This window comes from Lonepinella koalarum (assembly GCF_004565475.1).
GTDB lineage: Bacteria > Pseudomonadota > Gammaproteobacteria > Enterobacterales > Pasteurellaceae > Lonepinella > Lonepinella koalarum.
This window is the reverse complement of the sequence record NZ_SRHX01000002.1, coordinates 312,718-332,636: the sequence shown is the minus strand read 5'-3', so window position 1 is coordinate 332,636 and position 19,919 is coordinate 312,718. Positions and strand designations below refer to the sequence as shown.

Sequence of the window (19,919 nt, the reverse complement as noted above, 5' to 3'; positions counted from 1 at the left end):
GATCAGGCTGATGATGTTGTTGTGTTGGTAGATCTATTTTGGGTCGGCAAGTTGGGCTTGATAACCCGCCTCGACAATGGCATCAATTAAGGTTTGAGCAGGAACGTCCCCAATCACCGTTGCTTGTGTTAGGCTCACGTCAGCACGTTCTACTCCAGATATTTTTTCTAAGGTTTGTTTCACGTTTTTTACGCAATGTTGGCAAGAAAGATCTTGCAGATTGAGATTTATACTTGTCATGTTTTTTCTCCATAATAAATAAAAATATCCTACTAGAATACTCTCTTTTAGACGAAAAAATCCAATAAAAAAGCAAATTCACCCCGCACCTTATAAAAAATGTTTAAACTTTCAACTTTTTTTGATAAAGATGACATTTTTCTACGCTTAATAATTTATTTTATCACCAAAAAAGTGTATTCTATAACATATTATGACTTTAAAAACGTCTATTCAGTGCTTACTGAATATCTTCTAACTTCAACCCTTAATATAGGTTAATTTATGTCAAAATTAGTTCTTATCTTAAACTGTGGTAGCTCATCTTTAAAATTTGCTATCTTAGATCCTGTTTCTGGTGACGAAAAATTATCAGGTTTAGCCGAAGCATTCTATCTTCCAGAAGCTCGTATTAAATGGAAAATTCACGGTGAGAAAGGCAACGCAGATTTAGGTGCGGGTGCAGCACACAGTGAAGCCTTAAAATTTATTGTTGAAAATGTATTAACCCAAGAATTAAAAGACAGCATTGTCGCAATCGGTCACCGCATTGTTCATGGTGGTGAGAAATTTACTTCATCAGTTATCGTCACAGATGAAGTGGTGAAAGGTATTGAAGACGCCATTCAATTTGCCCCATTACACAACCCTGCTCACTTAATCGGTATTAAAGAAGCGTTCAACATTTTCCCACATTTAAAAGACAAAAATGTCGTGGTATTTGACACCGCATTCCATACTACCATGCCTGAAGAAGCCTACTTATACGCCTTGCCATACTCACTTTACAAAGAACATGGTATTCGCCGTTATGGTGCGCATGGTACTAGCCATTATTTTGTTAGCCGCGAAGCAGCAAAACGTTTAGGTGTTGCCGAAGATAAAGTGAATGTTATCACTTGCCATTTAGGTAATGGTGGTTCTGTGTCTGCTGTCCGTCATGGTGAATGTATTGATACTTCCATGGGCTTAACGCCATTAGAAGGTTTAGTGATGGGAACTCGTTCTGGTGATATCGATCCAGCTATCGTGTTCTATCTATACAGAAACTTAGGTATGTCAATGGATGAAGTCGAAGAAACCTTAGTGAAAAAATCAGGTTTATTAGGCTTAACTGAAGTGACGAGCGACTGCCGTTATGCAGAAGATAACTATGAGAAAGAAGAACCTGCCAGACGTGCGTTAGATGTTTATTGCTACCGTTTAGCCAAATACATTGGTTCATACATGGCAGTAATTGGTGAACGTTTAGATGCTATCGTGTTTACCGGCGGTATCGGCGAGAACTCTGCTCACGTCCGTGAGATCACCTTAAACCACTTAAAATTATTTGGTTATAACATAGATACTGAGAAAAACTTAGCAGCTCGTTTCGGTAATGAAGGTATTATCACTAAAGATAATACGCCGATCGCCATGGTGATTCCAACCAATGAAGAATTAGTCATTGCACGAGATACTGCTCGTCTTTGTATCTAATTCAACGTACTGCCGATCTCCATCGGCAGTTTGTTTTTGTATGCGATAAAAATTAGGAAATACTATGTCAAGAACCATTATTCTTATTCCCGTCAGTGGCGGTGTAGGCTTAACCAGTGTTAGCCTTGGCTTAATTCAAGCCCTGGAACAAAAAGGGGCAAAAATTGGCTTTATGAAACCCATCTCGCAACCAAGTTCAGGGGAAGATAAACTCGATCGTACTACATCCATAGTGCGTACTAGCACCGGACTAGAAACTGCCGAACCTTTTATGTTGAGCGTAGCAGAAAATCTGATTGGGCAAAACCAAACCAACATATTGTTGGAAAAAATCGTTGAACAACATCAAATCCTAAGCCACAATAATGAAATTGTGATTGTGGAAGGTTTAGTCCCCAATCGCAAACATTCCTATGCTAACAGCATCAACTATTACGTAGCCAAAGCCTTGGACGCGGACATTATTTTAGTTGCTGCCCCGGGCACAGACAGCCCAGCGGAATTAAAAGAACTGGTAGAAGCCTCATCTGCCTCTTTTGGTGGCAAAAATAACCCGAACTTACTCGGTGTAGTTATTAACAAATTTAATGCACCAGTGGATGAAAGCGGGCGCACTCGTCCTGATCTCACGGAGATTTTCGATTCCTATCAACACAGCAAAAACCAAGAAGGTGAGGTTTACCGTCTCTTCGCCACCAGTCCAATTAAAGTTTTAGCCTGTATTCCTTGGTCAGCTGAACTGATTGCCACCCGTGCCATTGATTTGGTGAAACATTTAAACGCTACCATTATCAACGAAGGGGAAATCTCCACTCGTCGTATTCGTGGTATCACTTTCTGTGCTCGTGGTCTGCAAAATATGGTGGAACATTTCCGCACTGGCAGCTTGTTAGTGACCTCTGCAGATCGTCCTGACGTATTAGCTGCGGCAGCCCTTGCCACCACAAACGGCATTGAACTTGGCGGTATGTTGCTTACTGGCGGTTATAAAATTGACAGTCAAATTAACAAACTTTGTCAACGAGCCTTTGAAACCACCGGCTTACCGATTTTCCGTACCGAAGGTAACACGTGGCAAACAGCATTAAACTTACAAAGTTTCAGTCTTGAAGTACCAGTGGATGACAAAGAACGTATTGAAAATATCAAACAATACACCAGCCAACAATTTGATAATGATTTTATTCAAGATTTAGCTGGTGCCTCTGCTCGTGCTCGCCGCATGTCTCCACCAGCTTTCCGTTTCCAATTAACAGAATTAGCCCGAGCTGCGAAAAAACGCATTGTGTTACCTGAAGGAAACGAACCACGAACCATCAAAGCAGCAACTATCTGTGCCGAACGTGGCATCGCCGAATGTGTGTTACTGGCCAACCCAGCGGACGTAGAACGCATTGCCGAGGCCCAAGGTGTTACTCTTGGCAAAGGTATAACGATTATTGACCCAGCCACTGTGCGTTATAACTATGTGGATCGTTTAGTAGAATTACGTAAAGCCAAAGGCATGACAGAAACTTCTGCTCGTGAGCAGTTAGAAGATAATGTTGTGTTAGGTACCATGATGTTAGAAGCTAATGAAGTAGATGGTTTAGTATCTGGTGCTGTGCACACCACAGCAAACACCATCCGCCCACCAATGCAAATCATCAAAACCGCACCAGGTAGCTCAATCGTCTCTTCGATTTTCTTTATGTTACTCCCTGATCAAGTGTTGGTTTACGGTGACTGTGCGGTGAACCCAGATCCAAATGCGGAACAATTAGCCGAAATTGCGATTCAATCTGCCGATTCCGCCAAAGCCTTTGGTATCGATCCGAAAGTGGCAATGATTTCTTACTCAACAGGTACATCAGGCTCAGGTGCTGATGTGGAAAAAGTGAAAGAAGCCACTCGCATTGCCAAAGAAAAACGCCCAGATTTAATCATTGATGGCCCATTACAATATGACGCCGCCGTGATGGAAGATGTGGCGAAATCTAAAGCGCCAAATTCCCCAGTTGCGGGTAAAGCCACCGTGTTCGTGTTCCCTGATTTGAACACCGGTAACACCACCTACAAAGCGGTACAACGCTCTGCGGATTTAGTATCTATTGGTCCAATGTTACAAGGTATGCGTAAACCCGTGAACGACTTATCTCGTGGTGCGTTAGTGGACGATATTGTGTATACCATCGCATTAACAGCGATTCAAGCGACACAATAATGAAAAATTGACAAAATTTAAACCGCATTTTTGGAAAAAAGTGCGGTTTATTTTTATAAAAATTTTCAAAATACGCAAGGAAACCCTATGATCTATTTTTCTGAACAAGAACTCGATAATTTTTTACTTGAAGATATTTATCGTGGTGATTTAACCACACATTGCTTAGATATTGGAAAAAAATCTGCTCGTATGTCATTTACACGTAAAAAAGCAGGTGTGGTAGCGGGTATTAATGTCGCATTACGTTTATTAACCAAACTGCATATTCAAGCTAATGCTTTTGTTCAAGATGGCGATGAAGTAACAGCGGGAACGCTACTTATTCAAGCAGAAGCCCAAGCCGATCAACTTCATCAAGCATGGAAAGTAGTACAACTGGTATTAGAGTGGAGTTGTGGTGTGGCACAATATACCGCAGAAATGGTGCAAAATGCCAAAGCGATAAACCCTAATGCCGTGGTGGCTTGTACGCGAAAAAGCATCCCTAACACCAGAAAATTAGCCACTGCTGCCGTGCTAGCTGGCGGTGGACATATTCACCGTCAAGGACTCAGTGAAACCCTTTTAGTCTTTACCAATCACCGTAATTTATTGGACGAACCAGAGAATTACATTGATATTGTGGCAACATTACGCCAACAAGCCCCTGAAAATAAAATCACCCTTGAAGCGGATAATTTAGCCCAGTGTCAAGCCATGTTATTGGCTAATCCTGATATTATTCAATTAGATAAATTTAGTTCAGATGATGTCAAAGCGGCTTTAGAGCTTAAGCAACAACTCAAATCTAATGTGATGTTATCCGTAGCAGGTGGGGTAAATAAAAATAATGTTGCGGATTTTGCTAAATTAGGTATTGACTTATTTATTACTTCTGCCCCTTATTATGCGATGCCAGAAGATATAAAAGTCATGATTGAGAAAAGATAAAAAAATGTTGTTATTTTATACCGCACTTTTATCAAAAATCGTTAAAAAAGTGCGGTATTTTTTTATGACGTTTACTGACTAACTTGTTCTGCTGCCTGTTCTTCTGTTGCTAATTTATTGTCATACACCTTAACAAACGGCAGATAAATTAACCAAGATACTAAAACACAAGATAATGCCAATGCTGCGGCACGCCAATCACCTGCTGTACCAATAAATGCACCAATACCAGCTGGAGATGGCCAAGGTACATTAGCAATTATTGGATTCACCCAATGTAATTTAATTGACCAATATGCCATAGACGCAGTCACCATTGGCGAAAGGAAAAATGGTATAGCTAAATATGGGTTATATACGATTGGTAAGCCAAAGATAATTGGCTCATTAATATTAAATATGCCTGGTGCAATAGACGCTTTGCCTAAAATCCGTAATTGTTGTGAACGAGCAAGAAAGGCTATAAATAAAGTTAGTCCCAATGTACCACCAGATCCACCAAGGAACACAAAACTATTGTAAAATTCACCAGCAAAAGGAATATTCGCTCCGTTTGCATTAGCTTGCAAATTACTTAATACAATTGGCACTAAAAAGGAACTAATAATATTGGCTCCATGAATCCCCACAATCCATAAGGCATGAATTAAGAAGAAAATCACCATCAACCCTAGCCAACTGTTAGCGATGTCGGTAACAAAAGCAAATGGAATGGCAATCACTTTAAAAATATCTGTACCAAATGCGATAAAGCCACCGTTAATCACTAATACCACTACTGCTACCGCAAAGGCTGGAATTAATGCCGTGAATGAGCGAGCAACACCTTCAGGTACAGCTTCTGGCATCTTAATTACCCAATTACGTTTCACGCAAAAACAGTAAATTTTCACCGTCAACAAAGACATAATAATTGCCGTAAAAATCCCTACCGTTCCCATACGATCAGGTCCACTGCCACCAATTACCCAACCATTAATGGTGGTGGCATCGGAAAATAACTGAATCCGACCATCTGCATAAAAAAGTTCTGGAATACATAAAAAGAAAGCAAATAAAGCAAGTAAGGCACCATTTAACGGTGAAACGTTGATCTCATCTTCCTGTTCATGAATTTTGGTATGGACTCACTTACCACAGTATTCGCTCCCCCTATCTGTGAGAACACGTAACATTGGCAAGCCATGCGAAACAAAGAATGGTAAGATTTTATCATTCAGCATATCAGCCACTTCAATTTCACCATAAGTAATATCATCTTCTTTCTTGCGTTCTAGTGCTTCAACCTGACTTTCAAATAAGATAATTCCTTTCTCTGCAACCAGTTTTTCTAGAGTGGTTAATCGCTGTTTAAAGTTAGCCACATTATGTCTTAACCAAATAAAACACTCGCCACCAGCAGAAACGAAAACGCCTTGTTTACGCAATTCATTACTGACTTGAACTTGCCCAAAGGCTGGATTATCGAGAGCAATTTGAACAACTGCTTATTCAATTTTTTCATCTACTCGATTTTTAAGATTAAGAACACGTCTGCTTTGGTTAAGCAACGCCTCAACACCACCATTTTCAACTGCTTGTTGATAACGATAAAATGTATCTCGACTCATACCCATCATTTTACATGCTTGAGAAATATTTCTTAATTCTTGAGCTAAATTAAGTAAACCAGTCTTTATTCAAACACAATCTCTTCACTCAATTTATTGTAAATTTCAACCTGCGTTTCCACTTGTAATTGATTCACTAACCAACCACGTAATTGTGCTAGTTTAATAAAATCATCAATGCGATTAACGCCATTTATTTCCTTTAAGGTAACCACCACGCCAAACCGAATACCTTCACCATCTCGCTTTCTCAATCGCTCAATGGTTCTTACGCTCATTCCCCATTGCGGATTGTCTGTATTTAAAATAGTTTTAGCTTGTTTCCTTGGTGTAAAAGTTTCGCTAATATGTTTCACATTGTCCCATTTTCTAAATATATTTCTTGCTGAATCTTCTCTAATATAACCCGGAGCATCATCAAAATGTTGAGCATCATTATTAATGGCTTTAATAGTTTCTCCTTTTTTGTTAGATAGCCGCCCAAATACAAGATTGAGTTCTGTATTAGTATAATCAACCCCTTGATTTCTAGAGCATTTTGGAAAATAACACATTGTCGCCTTTGCCACATAAGGATGTTTACCATTGCTAATAGGGACGGGGAAATCATAATTATAGGAATGATATTTTTCCGACACATCAAAGACAATAAATTTAATTTCGTCATCACTTGTTGATAAAATATCTTTAATATTGATTGGCACAATGCCATTCCCAATTAATGTTCTATTATCAAAGGATTTTTGACGATGCCAACCAATCGCAGAATCAATCAGTAATGCTTTCGCTTCTTCACGACTTAATCCCATAATGTGAATAAGATAAGCCATTTTTCTTGCAATCAACGGAGCAGCAAAACTGGTTCCAGCTACTTGCCCTAAACCTAATGGCTCACACACATTAATAAACTTTCCATTACCACCGCCATAATAAGCAACATCTGGTTTCATAAAGAAAGATAAAACAATGCCTTGGCGAGAATAACTTGCTGCTTGATTTTCAAAATCAACCGAATTCACGATAATAGAATTTAACGAATCTGCTGGGGTACCGATTTTCTTTCTACCAGTCGATGAATTAGTTCCTGCCACAATAAAAATCACATCATTTTCAAATTGAATTTCATCTAAAACTGCGGCTTCTGCAGAAATAAAGTTTTCTCGAATTTCATCATTTGACCCCAAAGATAAATTCCAGACTTTAATATCCGTATTTTGAGATACAATTTCTTTAATCTGTTTGATGATCGTAAATGAATTAAAACCACTTTGGAGTGCTACACCAAAATGTCTGACCTGAAATCGCCCACAACCATCATCTAAATTCCGATTTAAATTTGGAGCATCGACAATTAAAGATGATACCGCTGTTCCGTGATTATAATCTCTGGATTCTTTAGGAATATCATCAGAAATCATATCGTGATATTCAACCCATTCGCTAAAATAAACATCTCGTTCAAATAAGGTATCAATCACGCCAATAACAGGTTCATTGGTAGGTGAAGGAATTGGAATTTCGATTTTTTCCACCGCGATTTTGAAATCATCCGGCGATAACATAGAGAAATCTTCCACCGCCATCGCCACTAAATAAGGAATTTTAGTATAGACAAGATTTAAATACTTTTCATCTAACAACACAGTCGTATTATCTAAAATATTCGCTGTAGAAATATCAATCCCAACCTTTTCAAGTAAAACACGAATATTGGTATTGACATCATAAAAAGTAACAATGGCATTTTTAATTTCCGATTGAGAAACTTCTTCTACATCAAACTTCTCAATAAATACAGAATCCCTTAAGATCGCTCTAAAAGCGGTTTTTGAAAGATGATATTTTTCATAAGGTAATGAATTAAATAGTTGTTTATCATCAAATTCTTTATCAGTGAGTTCACCATTAGGAAAAGTATCATTAAATAAATGAATTACATTTTCAGATAATACGATAGTATTATCTAATAATTCTCTAGATACATAATGGGTAATAATATGCTTATCTTTATCTGCATTAAATTTAGCTCCCACAATAGAATCATTAGGTATTTCTTTTGTAGAACTTAAATAACCACTGATTCGATTACTTTTAGCAATGATTTTATTGTAATAAGCACTAAGCAATACGCCATCTAAAAGATTAATTTCTTGCCAAAACGTTCTAACTTTAAGTAATGATTGATGAATGGCTTTTAAATGAGATAGCTCAATTAGCGAATTTGCAGGGACTTTTACTCCGCTTATTCCATTTTTTCGTGGTTCTTGAGTAAATCTTTTTCCCCGTAAGGTTAAAATATTATTCATCTTTAGCTCCATTCAATTCTCGTGAAACACTACTTTTTGATATGCCAGTTAAAATTTCAATTTCTCTTACTGTAAAACCTAATTGGCTTAATTTATCTATGCTTAATGTTTTCCCATGGTGCATTGCTCTTAAAAACCGTTTGAGATAATCACTAGGTTCAGAAGGATCGCTAAATGCCAAAGATGTGCGTATTAAGTTTCTTAAGTCCCCTGGGTTTGGAATTTTCTTAGCCGTTTTTAAGATTTTCTTGAATAATCTTGAATCTTTTGTGGCATTTTTAAATTGTTTTAAGAAATCATTTAAAATAACTTCAGCAACTTCAATCTTGTCATCATCAGAATAACGATCGAAATCAATCGTGGCATCAAATCGTCTAACTAATGCTTTATCCAAATTATCGTAAAGATTAGTTGTGGCAATAATAATAGCTTCTGGATTTAGATTATCTAAAGATTTTAAAAAGGTAGAAGTCACTCTCCCCATTTCTCGAATATCATTTTGATTGATACGATCTAAAGCAATAGTATCGATTTCATCAAATAAAATAACGTAATTATTGAGAAATGGTAACTGATTGATTTCATTAAAAACCATAATGATATTTTTAGCCGTTTGCCCTAATTTGCTATCTATTAAATGGCTAAAATCAACCAATAACAATTCTCTATTGAGTAATCGAGCAACATGCTTAGCACTTTCTGTTTTCCCTGTACCAGGTGAACCAATAAATAAAAATTTATTAATACCAATATGATGATTTATAGCATTAATAATGCCTTTTAAATCATTCATTATCATAGTCGGTAAAGGTAAAGAACCAAGATTTAACTTAACAGGAATGAGATTTGAATTTTCACTTTCTGCTTGTGGAATAAAACGATTGGTTTGAGAAATCAATCCCATAATATACTGAGCAAGTTGTGAATCTCCTGATTTATCAAAATCACGAGCAATATCAACCGTTTGATTTCTAAATTCGATTTCTTTGTTTTCATAGTGATACTTGATTAAATCAAGCACATCTGACTTTTTCATAATAACTTGCCCTATTGTGTATAGGGTACAAGTTTACAATCAAATAGGGACAAGATCAATATATTTTGGGACAAAATTAATTTTAATAAAAGATGATTAAGTGGTGAATTGAAAGCTAATAGATTGGTGAATATTTAAAAATCGGGCAACATTCCATTGCCCGACTATCGTTTCTCTTAAACCATTTCTTTAATGCTTAACATTGCATATTTCCCTATTAAGTGATAGAAATACAGCTATCTCATTTTTAATAAGGAAAACCCTATGAAACCTATCATTTACTTCGCTCCTTGGTATCCCTTTCTTTGCTGAACTTGAGCGTTTAAATGTGGAATATCAAGCGTTAGATATGATTAATGATCGTTTAAATTTTAAAGCTTTTTTGAAGCTACGTGATCATTTCCAGCGTTTGAAAATGCCAAAGCTAACGACTATATTGGCATTCCTGCGTTAGTGTTGGGTGAGCAAGTGATTTTGGATATTGATGAATTGAAAAGGTGTTTGCAAAATAGGTAACAATATGAAAAAACTTGGAATTATTGGCGGTATGTCTCCTGCGAGTACGGCGACTTATTACAGCGACATTAACTGCATTGTTAATCAAACTAAAGGCGGCAATACCACTGCTCCAATCTTACTTTATAGTGTGGATTTTAGTGAAATCATGGCATGCCAAAAATCTGGTGATAGGCAAAAAGCGGGAGCAGGGGGAATTTTAGCTCAAGTGGCTACAGATTTAGAGAAAATTGGTGCTGATGCGGTAATGATTACGACAAATACCATGCACAAGGTGGCAGAGATCAAATTTCCGTGCCATTGATTAATGTGATTGAAGTTACCGCTAAAGCTATTGAGCAACAAGGCTTAAATAAAGTTACGTTACTTGGTACAGCGTTTGTGATGCAACAAGATTTTTATAAATCAGGCTTATCCAAACAAGGCATCACCGCTGTTGTGCCAACGGAACAAGAGCAAGCGGAAATTCATCGTATTATTTTTGATGAATTATGTGTCGGCAAAATCCTGCCTCAATCTAAAGCCTTTTATTTGCAAGTCATCGAAAACCTAAAACAGCAAGGCATTCAAAGCGTGATTTTAGGTTGTACAGAAATAGGTTTGTTAATTCAAAATGATGCCAAATGGTTTCCTGTATGTTTAGTGCTTGCACCCACTCTCAAAATCAAGGACAATACAGCATTAATTTTATCTATTCAAAAACAGACAAAAAATGACCTATCCACAACAAGTAAACAAACGCCGCACTTTTGCGATTATCTCTCACCCCGATGCGGGGAAAACCACGATTACAGAAAAAGTGTTACTGTACGGCAATGCCATTCAAACCGCAGGATCGGTAAAAGGCAAAGGATCGCAGCAACATGCGAAATCCGACTGGATGGAAATGGAAAAGCAACGGGGGATTTCGATTACGACTTCTGTGATGCAATTTCCTTACAACGATTGTTTGGTGAATTTGCTCGATACCCCTGGACACGAAGATTTCTCGGAAGATACCTACCGCACTTTAACCGCGGTGGATAGCTGTTTAATGGTGATCGACAGCTCAAAAGGGGTGGAAGAACGCACCATTAAATTAATGGAAGTGACCCGTTTGCGTGACACGCCGATTATCACTTTTATGAACAAGCTGGATCGTGATATTCGCGACCCGATGGAATTATTAGACGAAGTGGAAAACGTGTTAAAAATCCATTGTGCGCCGATTACTTGGCCTATCGGTTGCGGCAAGCTGTTTAAAGGGGTGTATCATTTATATAAAGATGAAACCTACTTATACCAAACCGGCCTTGGACATACCATTCAAGACGTCCGCATTATCAAGGGATTAAATAATCCTGAATTAGATCAAACCGTGGGCGATGATTTGGCACAACAGCTACGTGATGAATTAGAGCTTGTGCAAGGGGCAAGTAATGAATTTAATCACGACTTATTTATTAATGGCGAATTAACCCCAGTTTATTTTGGTACGGCGTTAGGTAATTTTGGCGTGGATCATTTCTTAGACGGGCTAACCCAATGGTCGCCCGCTCCGCAAGCTCGTCAAGCGGATACCCGCTTAGTAGAAAGTAGCGAACAAAAATTCAGCGGTTTTGTGTTTAAAATTCAAGCCAATATGGATCCAAAACACCGTGATCGCGTGGCATTTATGCGAGTGGTATCGGGTAAGTATGAAAAAGGCATGAAACTTCGCCACGTGCGTCTCGGTAAAGATATGGTGATTTCTGATGCCTTAACCTTTATGGCAGGCGATCGCACCCACGCTGAAGAAGCCTACGCAGGGGATATTATCGGCTTGCACAATCACGGCACCATTCAAATTGGTGATACCTTTACCCAAGGGGAAGATCTGAAATTTACAGGGATTCCGAACTTCGCCCCTGAATTATTCCGCCGTATTCGTTTGAAAGATCCGCTCAAACAAAAGCAATTACTCAAAGGCTTGGTACAACTTTCCGAAGAAGGAGCGGTGCAAGTGTTTCGTCCGTTAATAAACAACGATTTAATTGTTGGTGCAGTGGGTGTGTTACAGTTTGATGTGGTAGTTTCTCGGTTGAAATCCGAATATAACGTAGAAGCCATTTACGAAAATGTGAATGTGGCAACAGCTCGTTGGGTGGAATGTGCTGATGTGAAAAAATTTGAAGAATTTAAATGCAAAAATGAGCAAAATTTAGCCTTAGACGGCGGCGATAACTTAACCTATATTGCCCCAACCATGGTAAATTTAAATTTGGCTCAAGAGCGTTATCCTGATGTGACATTTTTTAAAACAAGGGAACATTAATTTGCAAACGACACCATCGTTAATACAATCAGAACAACTCGCTGAAATAAGAGAGCAAATGTTGAAATTTGCCTTACTTCAACTGCGAGATATGACCATTGCAGAAGATATGGTGCAAGAAGCCTTATTAAGCGCGCTGAAAAATATTGATAGTTTTCAACGTCAATCTGCATTGAAAACATGGATTTTTGCTATTCTGAAAAATAAAATTATTGATTATTTACGTCAAAAAGATCGTTTTGTACTTGAAAGTGACCTTGTGGATGATGATGAAGAAAATAACCCATTTTTCGATCAAAATGGTCATTGGAAAACAGAATATTATCCTGAAAGCTGGCAAGAAAATGCGGTTTATTCAGATGAATTCTGGCTATTATTTGAAACCTGTTTAACCCATTTGCCAGCTAAGCAAAGCCGTGTTTTTATGATGCGAGAATATTTAGACTTTTCTGCGAATGAAATTTGTCAGGAAGTCGATATTACTAGCGGTAATCTGCATATTTTACTGTACCGTGCAAGACTGCAATTACAACATTGTTTAACCAACAAATTAGCGTAAAAATAAAAATGAACTGCTTACAAACTACAAAACTGATTTCTGATGCTCATGAACGAGAGCTTAAATTCAATGAAAAAATCGGTGTAAAAACGCATTTAATTTTGTGTCCCCATTGTCGCAAATTTCAATTGCAATGTGAACAAATGCACCATTTGATGAAAAAATTTGCTAAAAATAAAGCCTGATTCACATTGTCAAAAAAGATAATAGATTTATACTATTCAAAACATTAATAGAAGGAAAAAATAATGGCAATTTTAGTCACTGGTGGAGCGGGTTATATCGGCTCACATACTGTCGTTGAATTATTCAATGCCGACAAAGAAGTGGTTGTATTAGACAATCTGTGCAATTCTTCAGCAAAATCCCTTGCACGGGTTGCTCAAATTACAGGTAAACAAGCCAAATTTTACCAAGGTGATATTTTAGATAGTGCATTATTACAACAAATCTTTGCTGAAAATCACATTGAATCGGTTATCCATTTTGCTGGTTTAAAAGCTGTCGGTGAAAGTGTACAAAAACCCATTGAGTATTATCACAATAACGTAGTGGGTTCATTAAATTTAATTGAACAAATGCGTAAAGCAGGCGTATGGAATTTTGTATTTAGCTCATCTTCTACGGTTTATGGCGATCCTGACGTTATTCCAGTGACGGAAGATTGCAAAGTAGGTGGTACAACTAACCCTTATGGCACATCAAAATTAATGGTAGAACAAATGCTAACCGATATTGCTAAAGCGGAACCGAAATTTAGCATTACGCTCTTGCGTTATTTTAACCCTGTTGGCGCACACGAAAGTGGTTTAATCGGTGAAGATCCGAATGGTATTCCCAATAATTTAATGCCTTATATTGCTCAAGTGGCGGTGGGTAAATTAAAAGAATTATCTATTTTTGGTAATGATTACAATACGCCTGATGGCACCGGTGTACGTGATTATATTCACGTTGTTGACCTTGCCATTGGACACGTTAAAGCGCTTGCTCGTCATGAAAATGATGGTGGATTACATATTTATAATTTAGGTACGGGTGTAGGTTATTCTGTATTAGATATGGTGAAAGCCTTTGAACAAGCGAATAATATCGTTGTTCCATATAAATTTACCCCTCGCCGTGCGGGTGATATTGCCGAAAATTACGCTGATGCAAGCCGTGCTTTAAAAGAATTAGGCTGGAAAGCAGAACGTGACTTGAATGCCATGATGCGAGATACGTGGAATTGGCAGAAAAATAATCCGCAAGGCTATAAAGACTAATTAATCATAAAAGTGCGGTAAAAAACACCGCACTTTTCCATTCGAATTTCATTATATTTTAACTATGCCAAATAAATCTTCCGTTTTCTCACAAATTTTTAGTCGCAATATGCTGATCTGTATTTTTACAGGTTTCAGCTCGGGGCTGCCTTTTTATATTCTAATTTCCTTATTACCGATTTGGCTACGCTCCGAACAGGTGGATTTAAAAACCCTTGGTTATTTCACCGCAGTTACTCTTCCTTTTACATGGAAATTTTTATGGTCGCCTTTGCTTGACCGTTATTCAATGCCTTTTCTGGGTCGTCGTCGTGGTTGGATTTTGGTTTCACAAATTCTGTTATTAATCTCAATGGCTTTATTTGGTTTTATTTCACCCCAGACGAATCAAGGATTAACCTTAATCGCAGGGCTTGCTACTCTTTGTGCTTTTTTCTCCGCCAATCAAGATGTGGTGCTTGATGCTTACCGTCGAGAAATTTTATCGGATGAAGAATTAGGGCTAGGCAATTCCATTCACGTCAATGCTTATCGAATTGCAGGTTTAGTACCGGGGTCACTTTCCTTAATTTTGTCCGATTATCTCCCATGGCAAACTGTCTTTATCATTACTGCTCTGTTTATGTTACCCGGTATTTTTATGACCTTATTTATTAGCCAAGAACCCAAAATTGAGCTAAATTCGCACCGCACTTTAAAAGATAATGTGATTGAACCGTTTAAAGAATTTTTTGGTCGCAAAGGCATTTGGTCAGCATTGGCTATTTTAGCGTTTATTTTTCTCTATAAACTGGGTGATAGTATGGCAACAGCACTGATTTCACCATTCTATTTAGATATGGGTTTCAGCAATAGCCAAATCGGTCTTGTAGCGAAAAATGCTTCACTTTGGCCAATGGTGATCGCCAGTATTATTGGTGGCATTGTTATGCTAAAAATTGGGATTAATAAAGCATTATGGTTATTTGGTATAGTGCAGCTCATTACGATTCTGGGTTTTGCATGGCTCGCCAAACAAGGTCCTTTTGCACAAATTGGTACTTATGAACTATTCGCTCTTAGCTTAGTCATTGCGGCAGAATATATCGGTATTGGGTTAGGAACATCTGCTTTTGTTGCATTTATGGCGAGAGAAACCAATCCGCTTTATACAGCAACACAACTTGCCTTATTCACCAGTTTATCAGCGTTGCCAAGAGCCACCTTAAATACCCAAGCAGGCAGTCTAATTGATTGGCTTGGCTATTACGATTATTTCTGGCTGTGTTTTTGGTTAGCCATTCCGGGTATGGTTTGCTTGATTTGGATTGCGCCTTGGCAACAAAAATCTGCCAATACTCTTTCTTAAAATAAATATCTCACCTGGATTATAGATACCGATAAACAACAGCTAAAAATATTTTTAATATACCTATTCCGCGATGCCAATTTCATTCACAAACTGCGGTACTAATTCGCTGGCTTTTCCCACTCTCACATCAGCAAAATGCGAACGAATCTGACTGGGTTCTAAATTGATTTCAATAGTCTTACATTGAGGGCTGACTTCTTGCACAAAACCTGCGGCAGGATAAACATTGCCCGATGTACCAATGGAAACAAAATAATCACATTCATTTAAAGCCTGATAAATCCGTTCCATTTGTAACGGCATTTCGCCAAACCACACAATATGCGGACGCAAACGGCGTGGCGGTTGGCAACAGGTACAACGATCCTGCTCGGTAACATCCCTTGTCCAATCGTAAATTTCCCCCGACCAATTACACCGTACTTTTAATAATTCACCGTGCATGTGAATCAGATTTCTGGTGCCTGCACGTTCGTGCAAGTTATCTACATTCTGCGTAACAACTAATACATTATCGCCGAATTTCTGTTCTAATTTAGCTAAGGCAATATGTGCCGCATTAGGTTGAATGTCAGGGTTAAATAGCTGACGGCGGCGTTGATTATAAAAACGTTGCACCAATTCGGGATGACGTTCAAAGCCTTCTGGTGTGGCGACATCTTCAATGCGATGTTCTTCCCACAGCCCATCACTGGCACGGAATGTACGAATACCAGATTCGGCGGAAATGCCTGCACCGGTTAGAATAACGATTTTGGGTGGTTTCATTTTCTTTCCTTATGGCTTTGTTTATAGTGAATAAATTATGCAGCCAATAACTCAGGTAAACGATACACCGCGTACACAAAAATCGCTAAAATCACCACTAAAATGACTTTTTCAGCCCCTGTTAAGGTGATTTTACCGTGGAATTTTCGGTTGGAATACAGGAATAATAAAATCCCTGGCACATACAACACCACCGACAATAACAAATATTCCAAGCCTGCTGCATAGACGATCCATAGCCCGTAAACTGATGCCATAAAGCCCGTGAGTTTGATGTACCATTTGGCGTTGGTTTGGATTGCCAACTTGAATAAATATGCCCCAATTAAGAAATAGGGGATTAAAATCATGGAGGTGGAAATCATCAATAAATTGGTGTAACTTTGTTCAAAGGCTAACACCAAAATCAAGCAAAATTGCACCACAAAGCCCGTAAACCACAGGGAGTTAATCGGCGTGCCGTTTTGGTTGAGTTTGTCTAAAATTTTCGGAAATGCGCCGTTTTTTGCGCCACTGTATGGCACTTCGGCGGAGTACATTGTCCAGCTGATATAAGAGGCTAGCACTGACACAATCAAGCAAGCGGTGATAATAATTTTGCCTGTCTGTCCCATCATCACATCAAGCAATGGGCCCATGGACGGATTCGGCATATTGGCGATAACCTCACGGGGTAAAATCCCCAAAGATAAAATGGTGATTGCCACATAAAGCACCAAGGCAATCACAATCCCGAGTACCGTTGCCAAGCCCACATCCGAGCGTTTTTTGGCGTGCGCGGAAAGCACTGCTGCCCCCTCAACGCCCGTAAACACCCAAAGGGTAATCAACATGGTGTCTTTTACCTGATCGCCGACACTATTATTTAAGCTAGTGGCTTGCACGTCTGTGTTAAATAATTCCACATCAAAATACCATAGACCTAAGGCAATAAACAAAATTAACGGGGCGACTTTCACAAAGGTGGCGACCAAATTCACTAAGGCGGCTTCTTTCACCCCGCCTGCAATCAAGACGTGAACCAGCCACACGATAATTGATGAACCAATAAAGGCGGCAATGGTGTTGCCTTGCCCGAACAGCACAAAATTTTCGCTGTCGGTAAACACGCCCAAGCCCTCAAATGCCACAGTTAAATAGCCCACGATCCCAATTGTCGCACACAGCCAATAACCCCAAGCGGACATAAAGCCCATAAGTTCACCAAAGCCTTCACGGGCGTAGGTGTAAATACCGCCGTCTAATTCGGGGCGTAGGCGAGAGATAAAAAAGAATGACAGCCCGAGAAAAATAATCCCCACGCCTGTAATCAGCCAGCCGATAGAAATGGCTTCTGCCCCAGCGACGGCTGCCATATTTTGCGGAAGACTAAAAATCCCCGAGCCAATCATAGAGCTTAGTACCAATGCCGTTAGCGACACTAAGCCGATTTTTTTGTTTGACATAATTGCTTTCCTTTTAGGTTAAATTAGGCTTTTTGATAGCCTTCATAATAATAAGATTGTTCAATTCCTTTAAAAATAATTTCACGATTATCCACATCATCCGTTAAATTGGTTTGCAATAAATACCGCAGTTCCAAATCATTCACAGGGCTACGTTCCATCGCTTGTAAATACAAAATTTTATCCACATTTTGCCAATTTACCACCTTGCCTAAATTTTTCCGCAAGATCAAATCCAACCAAATTCTTGTGCTACGTCCATTGCCTTCCATAAAGGGGTGAGCAATATTCATTTCCACATATTTTTCAATGATTTGCTCAAAGGTGACTTCGGGCATTTGCTCAATTTTGGCTAACACTTCCTTTAAATAAAGCACATTGGCAAAACGAAAATAGCCTTTGGAAATATTATATTGACGGATTTGCCCAGCAAAATCATACAGCCCCGTAAATAAGGTGTGATGAATTTGTTGCAAACCTTTGACTGTGCCAACTTCAAATTGATAGACTTCGCCCGTGTCAAACATTCGATAGGCGTTTTCAAGGCTTTGTTGATCAAGAGATTTCATTATATTTCCTATTTCAAATTCTTCGCTAATACTGCAATATAGTCCACCCCAATGCCACAGCAACCACCGATAATGGTTGCACCGTAATCTGTCCATTTTTTCGCCCATTGCAAATAGGCAAGTGGGGTAAGATCTTGGCGTACTTCATCTAGCCCGTCATTGGCGGTGGCATCTTCAGGTTGCGGTGCAAATGCGTTGGCATAGGCTCCAGTTTTAATATGAAGTGCGGTGTGTTTTTCTAGGGTTTTTCGGGTAACGATTAACGCCTGTTCAATCACTTCGGGTTGGCAACAATTAAACAAAATCGCCTGTACGCCAATTTCGATCATTTTTTCCACCGCACTTTGCACGCTTTCGCCTGAACGTAGTTGCGGTTCGGAAGTCGGTTTGTCATCGGTTAAGGTGAATGACACCCATAGCGGACGTTCATCTTTTGGTAAGAGTTTTTGCACGGAAACAGGCTCAATAATCGCACTTTGGGTTTCACATAGCCAGATATCCACATAAGGAGAAAGCCCATCGATAATGGGTTGAGCAATTTCCGCAAAGCGATCAGGTTGGATTAAATCTGCTCGATACGAGCCGAACATTGGCGGTAAAGATCCTGCGATTTTGGTGGTCAAAACACCTGAATTTTGCACCGCAGTTTGTGCCAGTCGCCCAGCCCGTTCAGCAAGCATTTTGCCATCGGCGTGAAAACGTTGTTCGCCAATATGAAACGGTACCACGGCATAGCTGTTGGTGGTGATCACTTCCGCCCCTGCCTTAATAAATTCTTCATGCACCTGTTGCACAGCGGACGGTTTTTCAATTAACGATAACGCTGACCATTCGGGTTGGCGAAATGGGGCGTTTAATCGCATAAGTTCACGGCTCATACCGCCGTCTAAAATGGTGATAGTCATCATATTTCCTTAAATTTTGTTAAATCCAACGTCTTACCTTTTGTTGATATTGTAAAAAATCTTGCCCGAATTTTTGTTCTAATATACGTTCTTCGGGTTGAATTTGAAAGCGATTTAAATAAGCCATAAAGCCAATAATTACTAAAAAGCCTAAGGCTTGTTGTTGCCAAAAAGTAAAAGCGAGTAAAAAGCAAACTAAACTTAAATACATAGGATTACGGCTAAATCGGTAAATCCCGTAAGTAATCAGATGAACACTTTGCTCAGGGCGATGTGGGTTAATTGTAGTTTTATGTTGATAAAATGGATACAAGCTCGCTATAGCAATCATAATACCCATAAAAATAAAGAGATAACTCAACCAATTAGCTAAAGGCAACGCTATTTTAGGTAGCCCGTAGATAAATACGACTGCCAATAAAAATAAAATAGGTGGGGGAAGTTTAAGTTCCATAAGCATCA

The 19,919-nt window shown here is 38.8% G+C and carries 17 protein-coding genes and 3 pseudogenes; 10 read left to right on the top strand and 10 right to left on the bottom strand.

Going from position 1 to position 19,919, the window contains the following annotated elements:
* Window positions 1–33: 33 nt before the first annotated feature.
* Window positions 34–240, bottom strand: a complete 207-nt coding sequence (locus tag E0709_RS12405; RefSeq protein WP_207905228.1) for a cation transporter — start codon at window positions 238–240, stop codon at window positions 34–36.
* 264 nt (window positions 241–504) lie between these two features.
* Between E0709_RS12405 and E0709_RS04260 the strand changes: the two genes are divergently transcribed.
* The 3 genes from E0709_RS04260 to modD all read left to right on the top strand — a co-directional run bounded on the left by E0709_RS04260 (window position 505) and on the right by modD (window position 4,834).
* Entirely contained in the window at window positions 505–1,698 is a 1,194-nt protein-coding gene (locus tag E0709_RS04260; RefSeq protein WP_132301236.1) for an acetate kinase, read from the top strand.
* A gap of 64 nt (window positions 1,699–1,762) precedes the next feature.
* Window positions 1,763–3,901 carry a phosphate acetyltransferase gene (pta, locus tag E0709_RS04255; RefSeq protein ID WP_132301238.1) on the top strand — a complete coding sequence of 713 codons (2,139 nt, stop codon included), beginning with the start codon at window positions 1,763–1,765 and terminating at the stop codon, window positions 3,899–3,901.
* An 87-nt stretch (window positions 3,902–3,988) separates the two neighbouring features.
* On the top strand, window positions 3,989–4,834 hold the full coding sequence (gene modD / locus E0709_RS04250) for a ModD protein (RefSeq protein ID WP_132301240.1): 846 nt from the start codon (window positions 3,989–3,991) through the stop codon (window positions 4,832–4,834).
* Between the two features lie 71 nt (window positions 4,835–4,905).
* Here modD and celB read toward each other — a convergent pair whose 3' ends face one another.
* The 4 genes and pseudogenes from celB to E0709_RS04230 form a co-directional block, all read right to left on the bottom strand.
* The gene (gene celB / locus E0709_RS04245) at window positions 4,906–5,949 is read right to left on the bottom strand and encodes a PTS cellobiose transporter subunit IIC (RefSeq protein WP_132301242.1); all 1,044 of its coding nucleotides are present in this window, start codon (window positions 5,947–5,949) and stop codon (window positions 4,906–4,908) included.
* Between the two features lie 15 nt (window positions 5,950–5,964).
* Window positions 5,965–6,513: pseudogene (locus tag E0709_RS04240) on the bottom strand (helix-turn-helix domain-containing protein); the annotation flags it as partial.
* A complete protein-coding gene (locus E0709_RS04235) occupies window positions 6,510–8,750 on the bottom strand; it encodes a S8 family peptidase (RefSeq protein ID WP_132301244.1) in 2,241 nt (746 codons plus the stop codon). The pseudogene E0709_RS04240 and the gene E0709_RS04235, both read right to left, overlap by 4 nt.
* Window positions 8,743–9,786, bottom strand: a complete 1,044-nt coding sequence (locus tag E0709_RS04230) for an ATP-binding protein (RefSeq protein WP_132301246.1) — start codon at window positions 9,784–9,786, stop codon at window positions 8,743–8,745. The genes E0709_RS04235 and E0709_RS04230 overlap by 8 nt, the downstream gene beginning before the upstream one ends.
* Window positions 9,787–10,050: 264 nt before the next feature.
* Here E0709_RS04230 and E0709_RS12500 point away from each other — a divergent pair.
* From E0709_RS12500 to E0709_RS04195, 7 genes and pseudogenes are all read left to right on the top strand, one after another.
* Window positions 10,051–10,302, top strand: a pseudogene (locus E0709_RS12500) (hypothetical protein).
* 4 nt (window positions 10,303–10,306) lie between these two features.
* Window positions 10,307–10,935: pseudogene (locus tag E0709_RS04220) on the top strand (aspartate/glutamate racemase family protein); the annotation flags it as partial.
* 79 nt (window positions 10,936–11,014) lie between these two features.
* Window positions 11,015–12,595 carry a peptide chain release factor 3 gene (gene prfC / locus E0709_RS04215; RefSeq protein WP_132301248.1) on the top strand — a complete coding sequence of 527 codons (1,581 nt, stop codon included), beginning with the start codon at window positions 11,015–11,017 and terminating at the stop codon, window positions 12,593–12,595.
* A gap of 22 nt (window positions 12,596–12,617) precedes the next feature.
* On the top strand, window positions 12,618–13,154 hold the full coding sequence (locus E0709_RS04210; RefSeq protein WP_391540697.1) for a sigma-70 family RNA polymerase sigma factor: 537 nt from the start codon (window positions 12,618–12,620) through the stop codon (window positions 13,152–13,154).
* 8 nt (window positions 13,155–13,162) lie between these two features.
* Window positions 13,163–13,339 (top strand): zf-HC2 domain-containing protein, encoded by a 177-nt coding sequence (locus E0709_RS12610; protein WP_132301252.1) that lies wholly within the window; start codon window positions 13,163–13,165, stop codon window positions 13,337–13,339.
* A 63-nt stretch (window positions 13,340–13,402) separates the two neighbouring features.
* Window positions 13,403–14,419, top strand: coding sequence for a UDP-glucose 4-epimerase GalE (gene galE, locus E0709_RS04200; RefSeq protein ID WP_132301254.1), 1,017 nt, complete (start codon window positions 13,403–13,405; stop codon window positions 14,417–14,419).
* Between the two features lie 64 nt (window positions 14,420–14,483).
* On the top strand, window positions 14,484–15,767 hold the full coding sequence (locus tag E0709_RS04195) for an AmpG family muropeptide MFS transporter (protein ID WP_132301256.1): 1,284 nt from the start codon (window positions 14,484–14,486) through the stop codon (window positions 15,765–15,767).
* Between the two features lie 63 nt (window positions 15,768–15,830).
* Here E0709_RS04195 and cobB read toward each other — a convergent pair whose 3' ends face one another.
* The 5 genes from cobB to E0709_RS04170 are packed head-to-tail and all read right to left on the bottom strand — an operon-like array spanning window position 15,831 to window position 19,911.
* Window positions 15,831–16,538, bottom strand: coding sequence for a Sir2 family NAD+-dependent deacetylase (gene cobB / locus E0709_RS04190; protein ID WP_132301258.1), 708 nt, complete (start codon window positions 16,536–16,538; stop codon window positions 15,831–15,833).
* A gap of 35 nt (window positions 16,539–16,573) precedes the next feature.
* Entirely contained in the window at window positions 16,574–17,983 is a 1,410-nt protein-coding gene (locus E0709_RS04185; protein WP_132301260.1) for a basic amino acid/polyamine antiporter, read from the bottom strand.
* Window positions 17,984–18,006: 23 nt separating this feature from the next.
* The gene (gene fic / locus E0709_RS04180; protein ID WP_132301262.1) at window positions 18,007–18,552 is read right to left on the bottom strand and encodes a protein adenylyltransferase Fic; all 546 of its coding nucleotides are present in this window, start codon (window positions 18,550–18,552) and stop codon (window positions 18,007–18,009) included.
* Window positions 18,553–18,560: 8 nt separating this feature from the next.
* Window positions 18,561–19,457, bottom strand: a complete 897-nt coding sequence (locus E0709_RS04175; RefSeq protein ID WP_132301264.1) for a homocysteine S-methyltransferase family protein — start codon at window positions 19,455–19,457, stop codon at window positions 18,561–18,563.
* 19 nt (window positions 19,458–19,476) lie between these two features.
* Window positions 19,477–19,911: a methyltransferase family protein gene (locus tag E0709_RS04170; protein WP_132301266.1), complete on the bottom strand. Its 435-nt coding sequence runs from the start codon at window positions 19,909–19,911 to the stop codon at window positions 19,477–19,479.
* Between the last annotated feature and the right edge of the window lie 8 nt (window positions 19,912–19,919).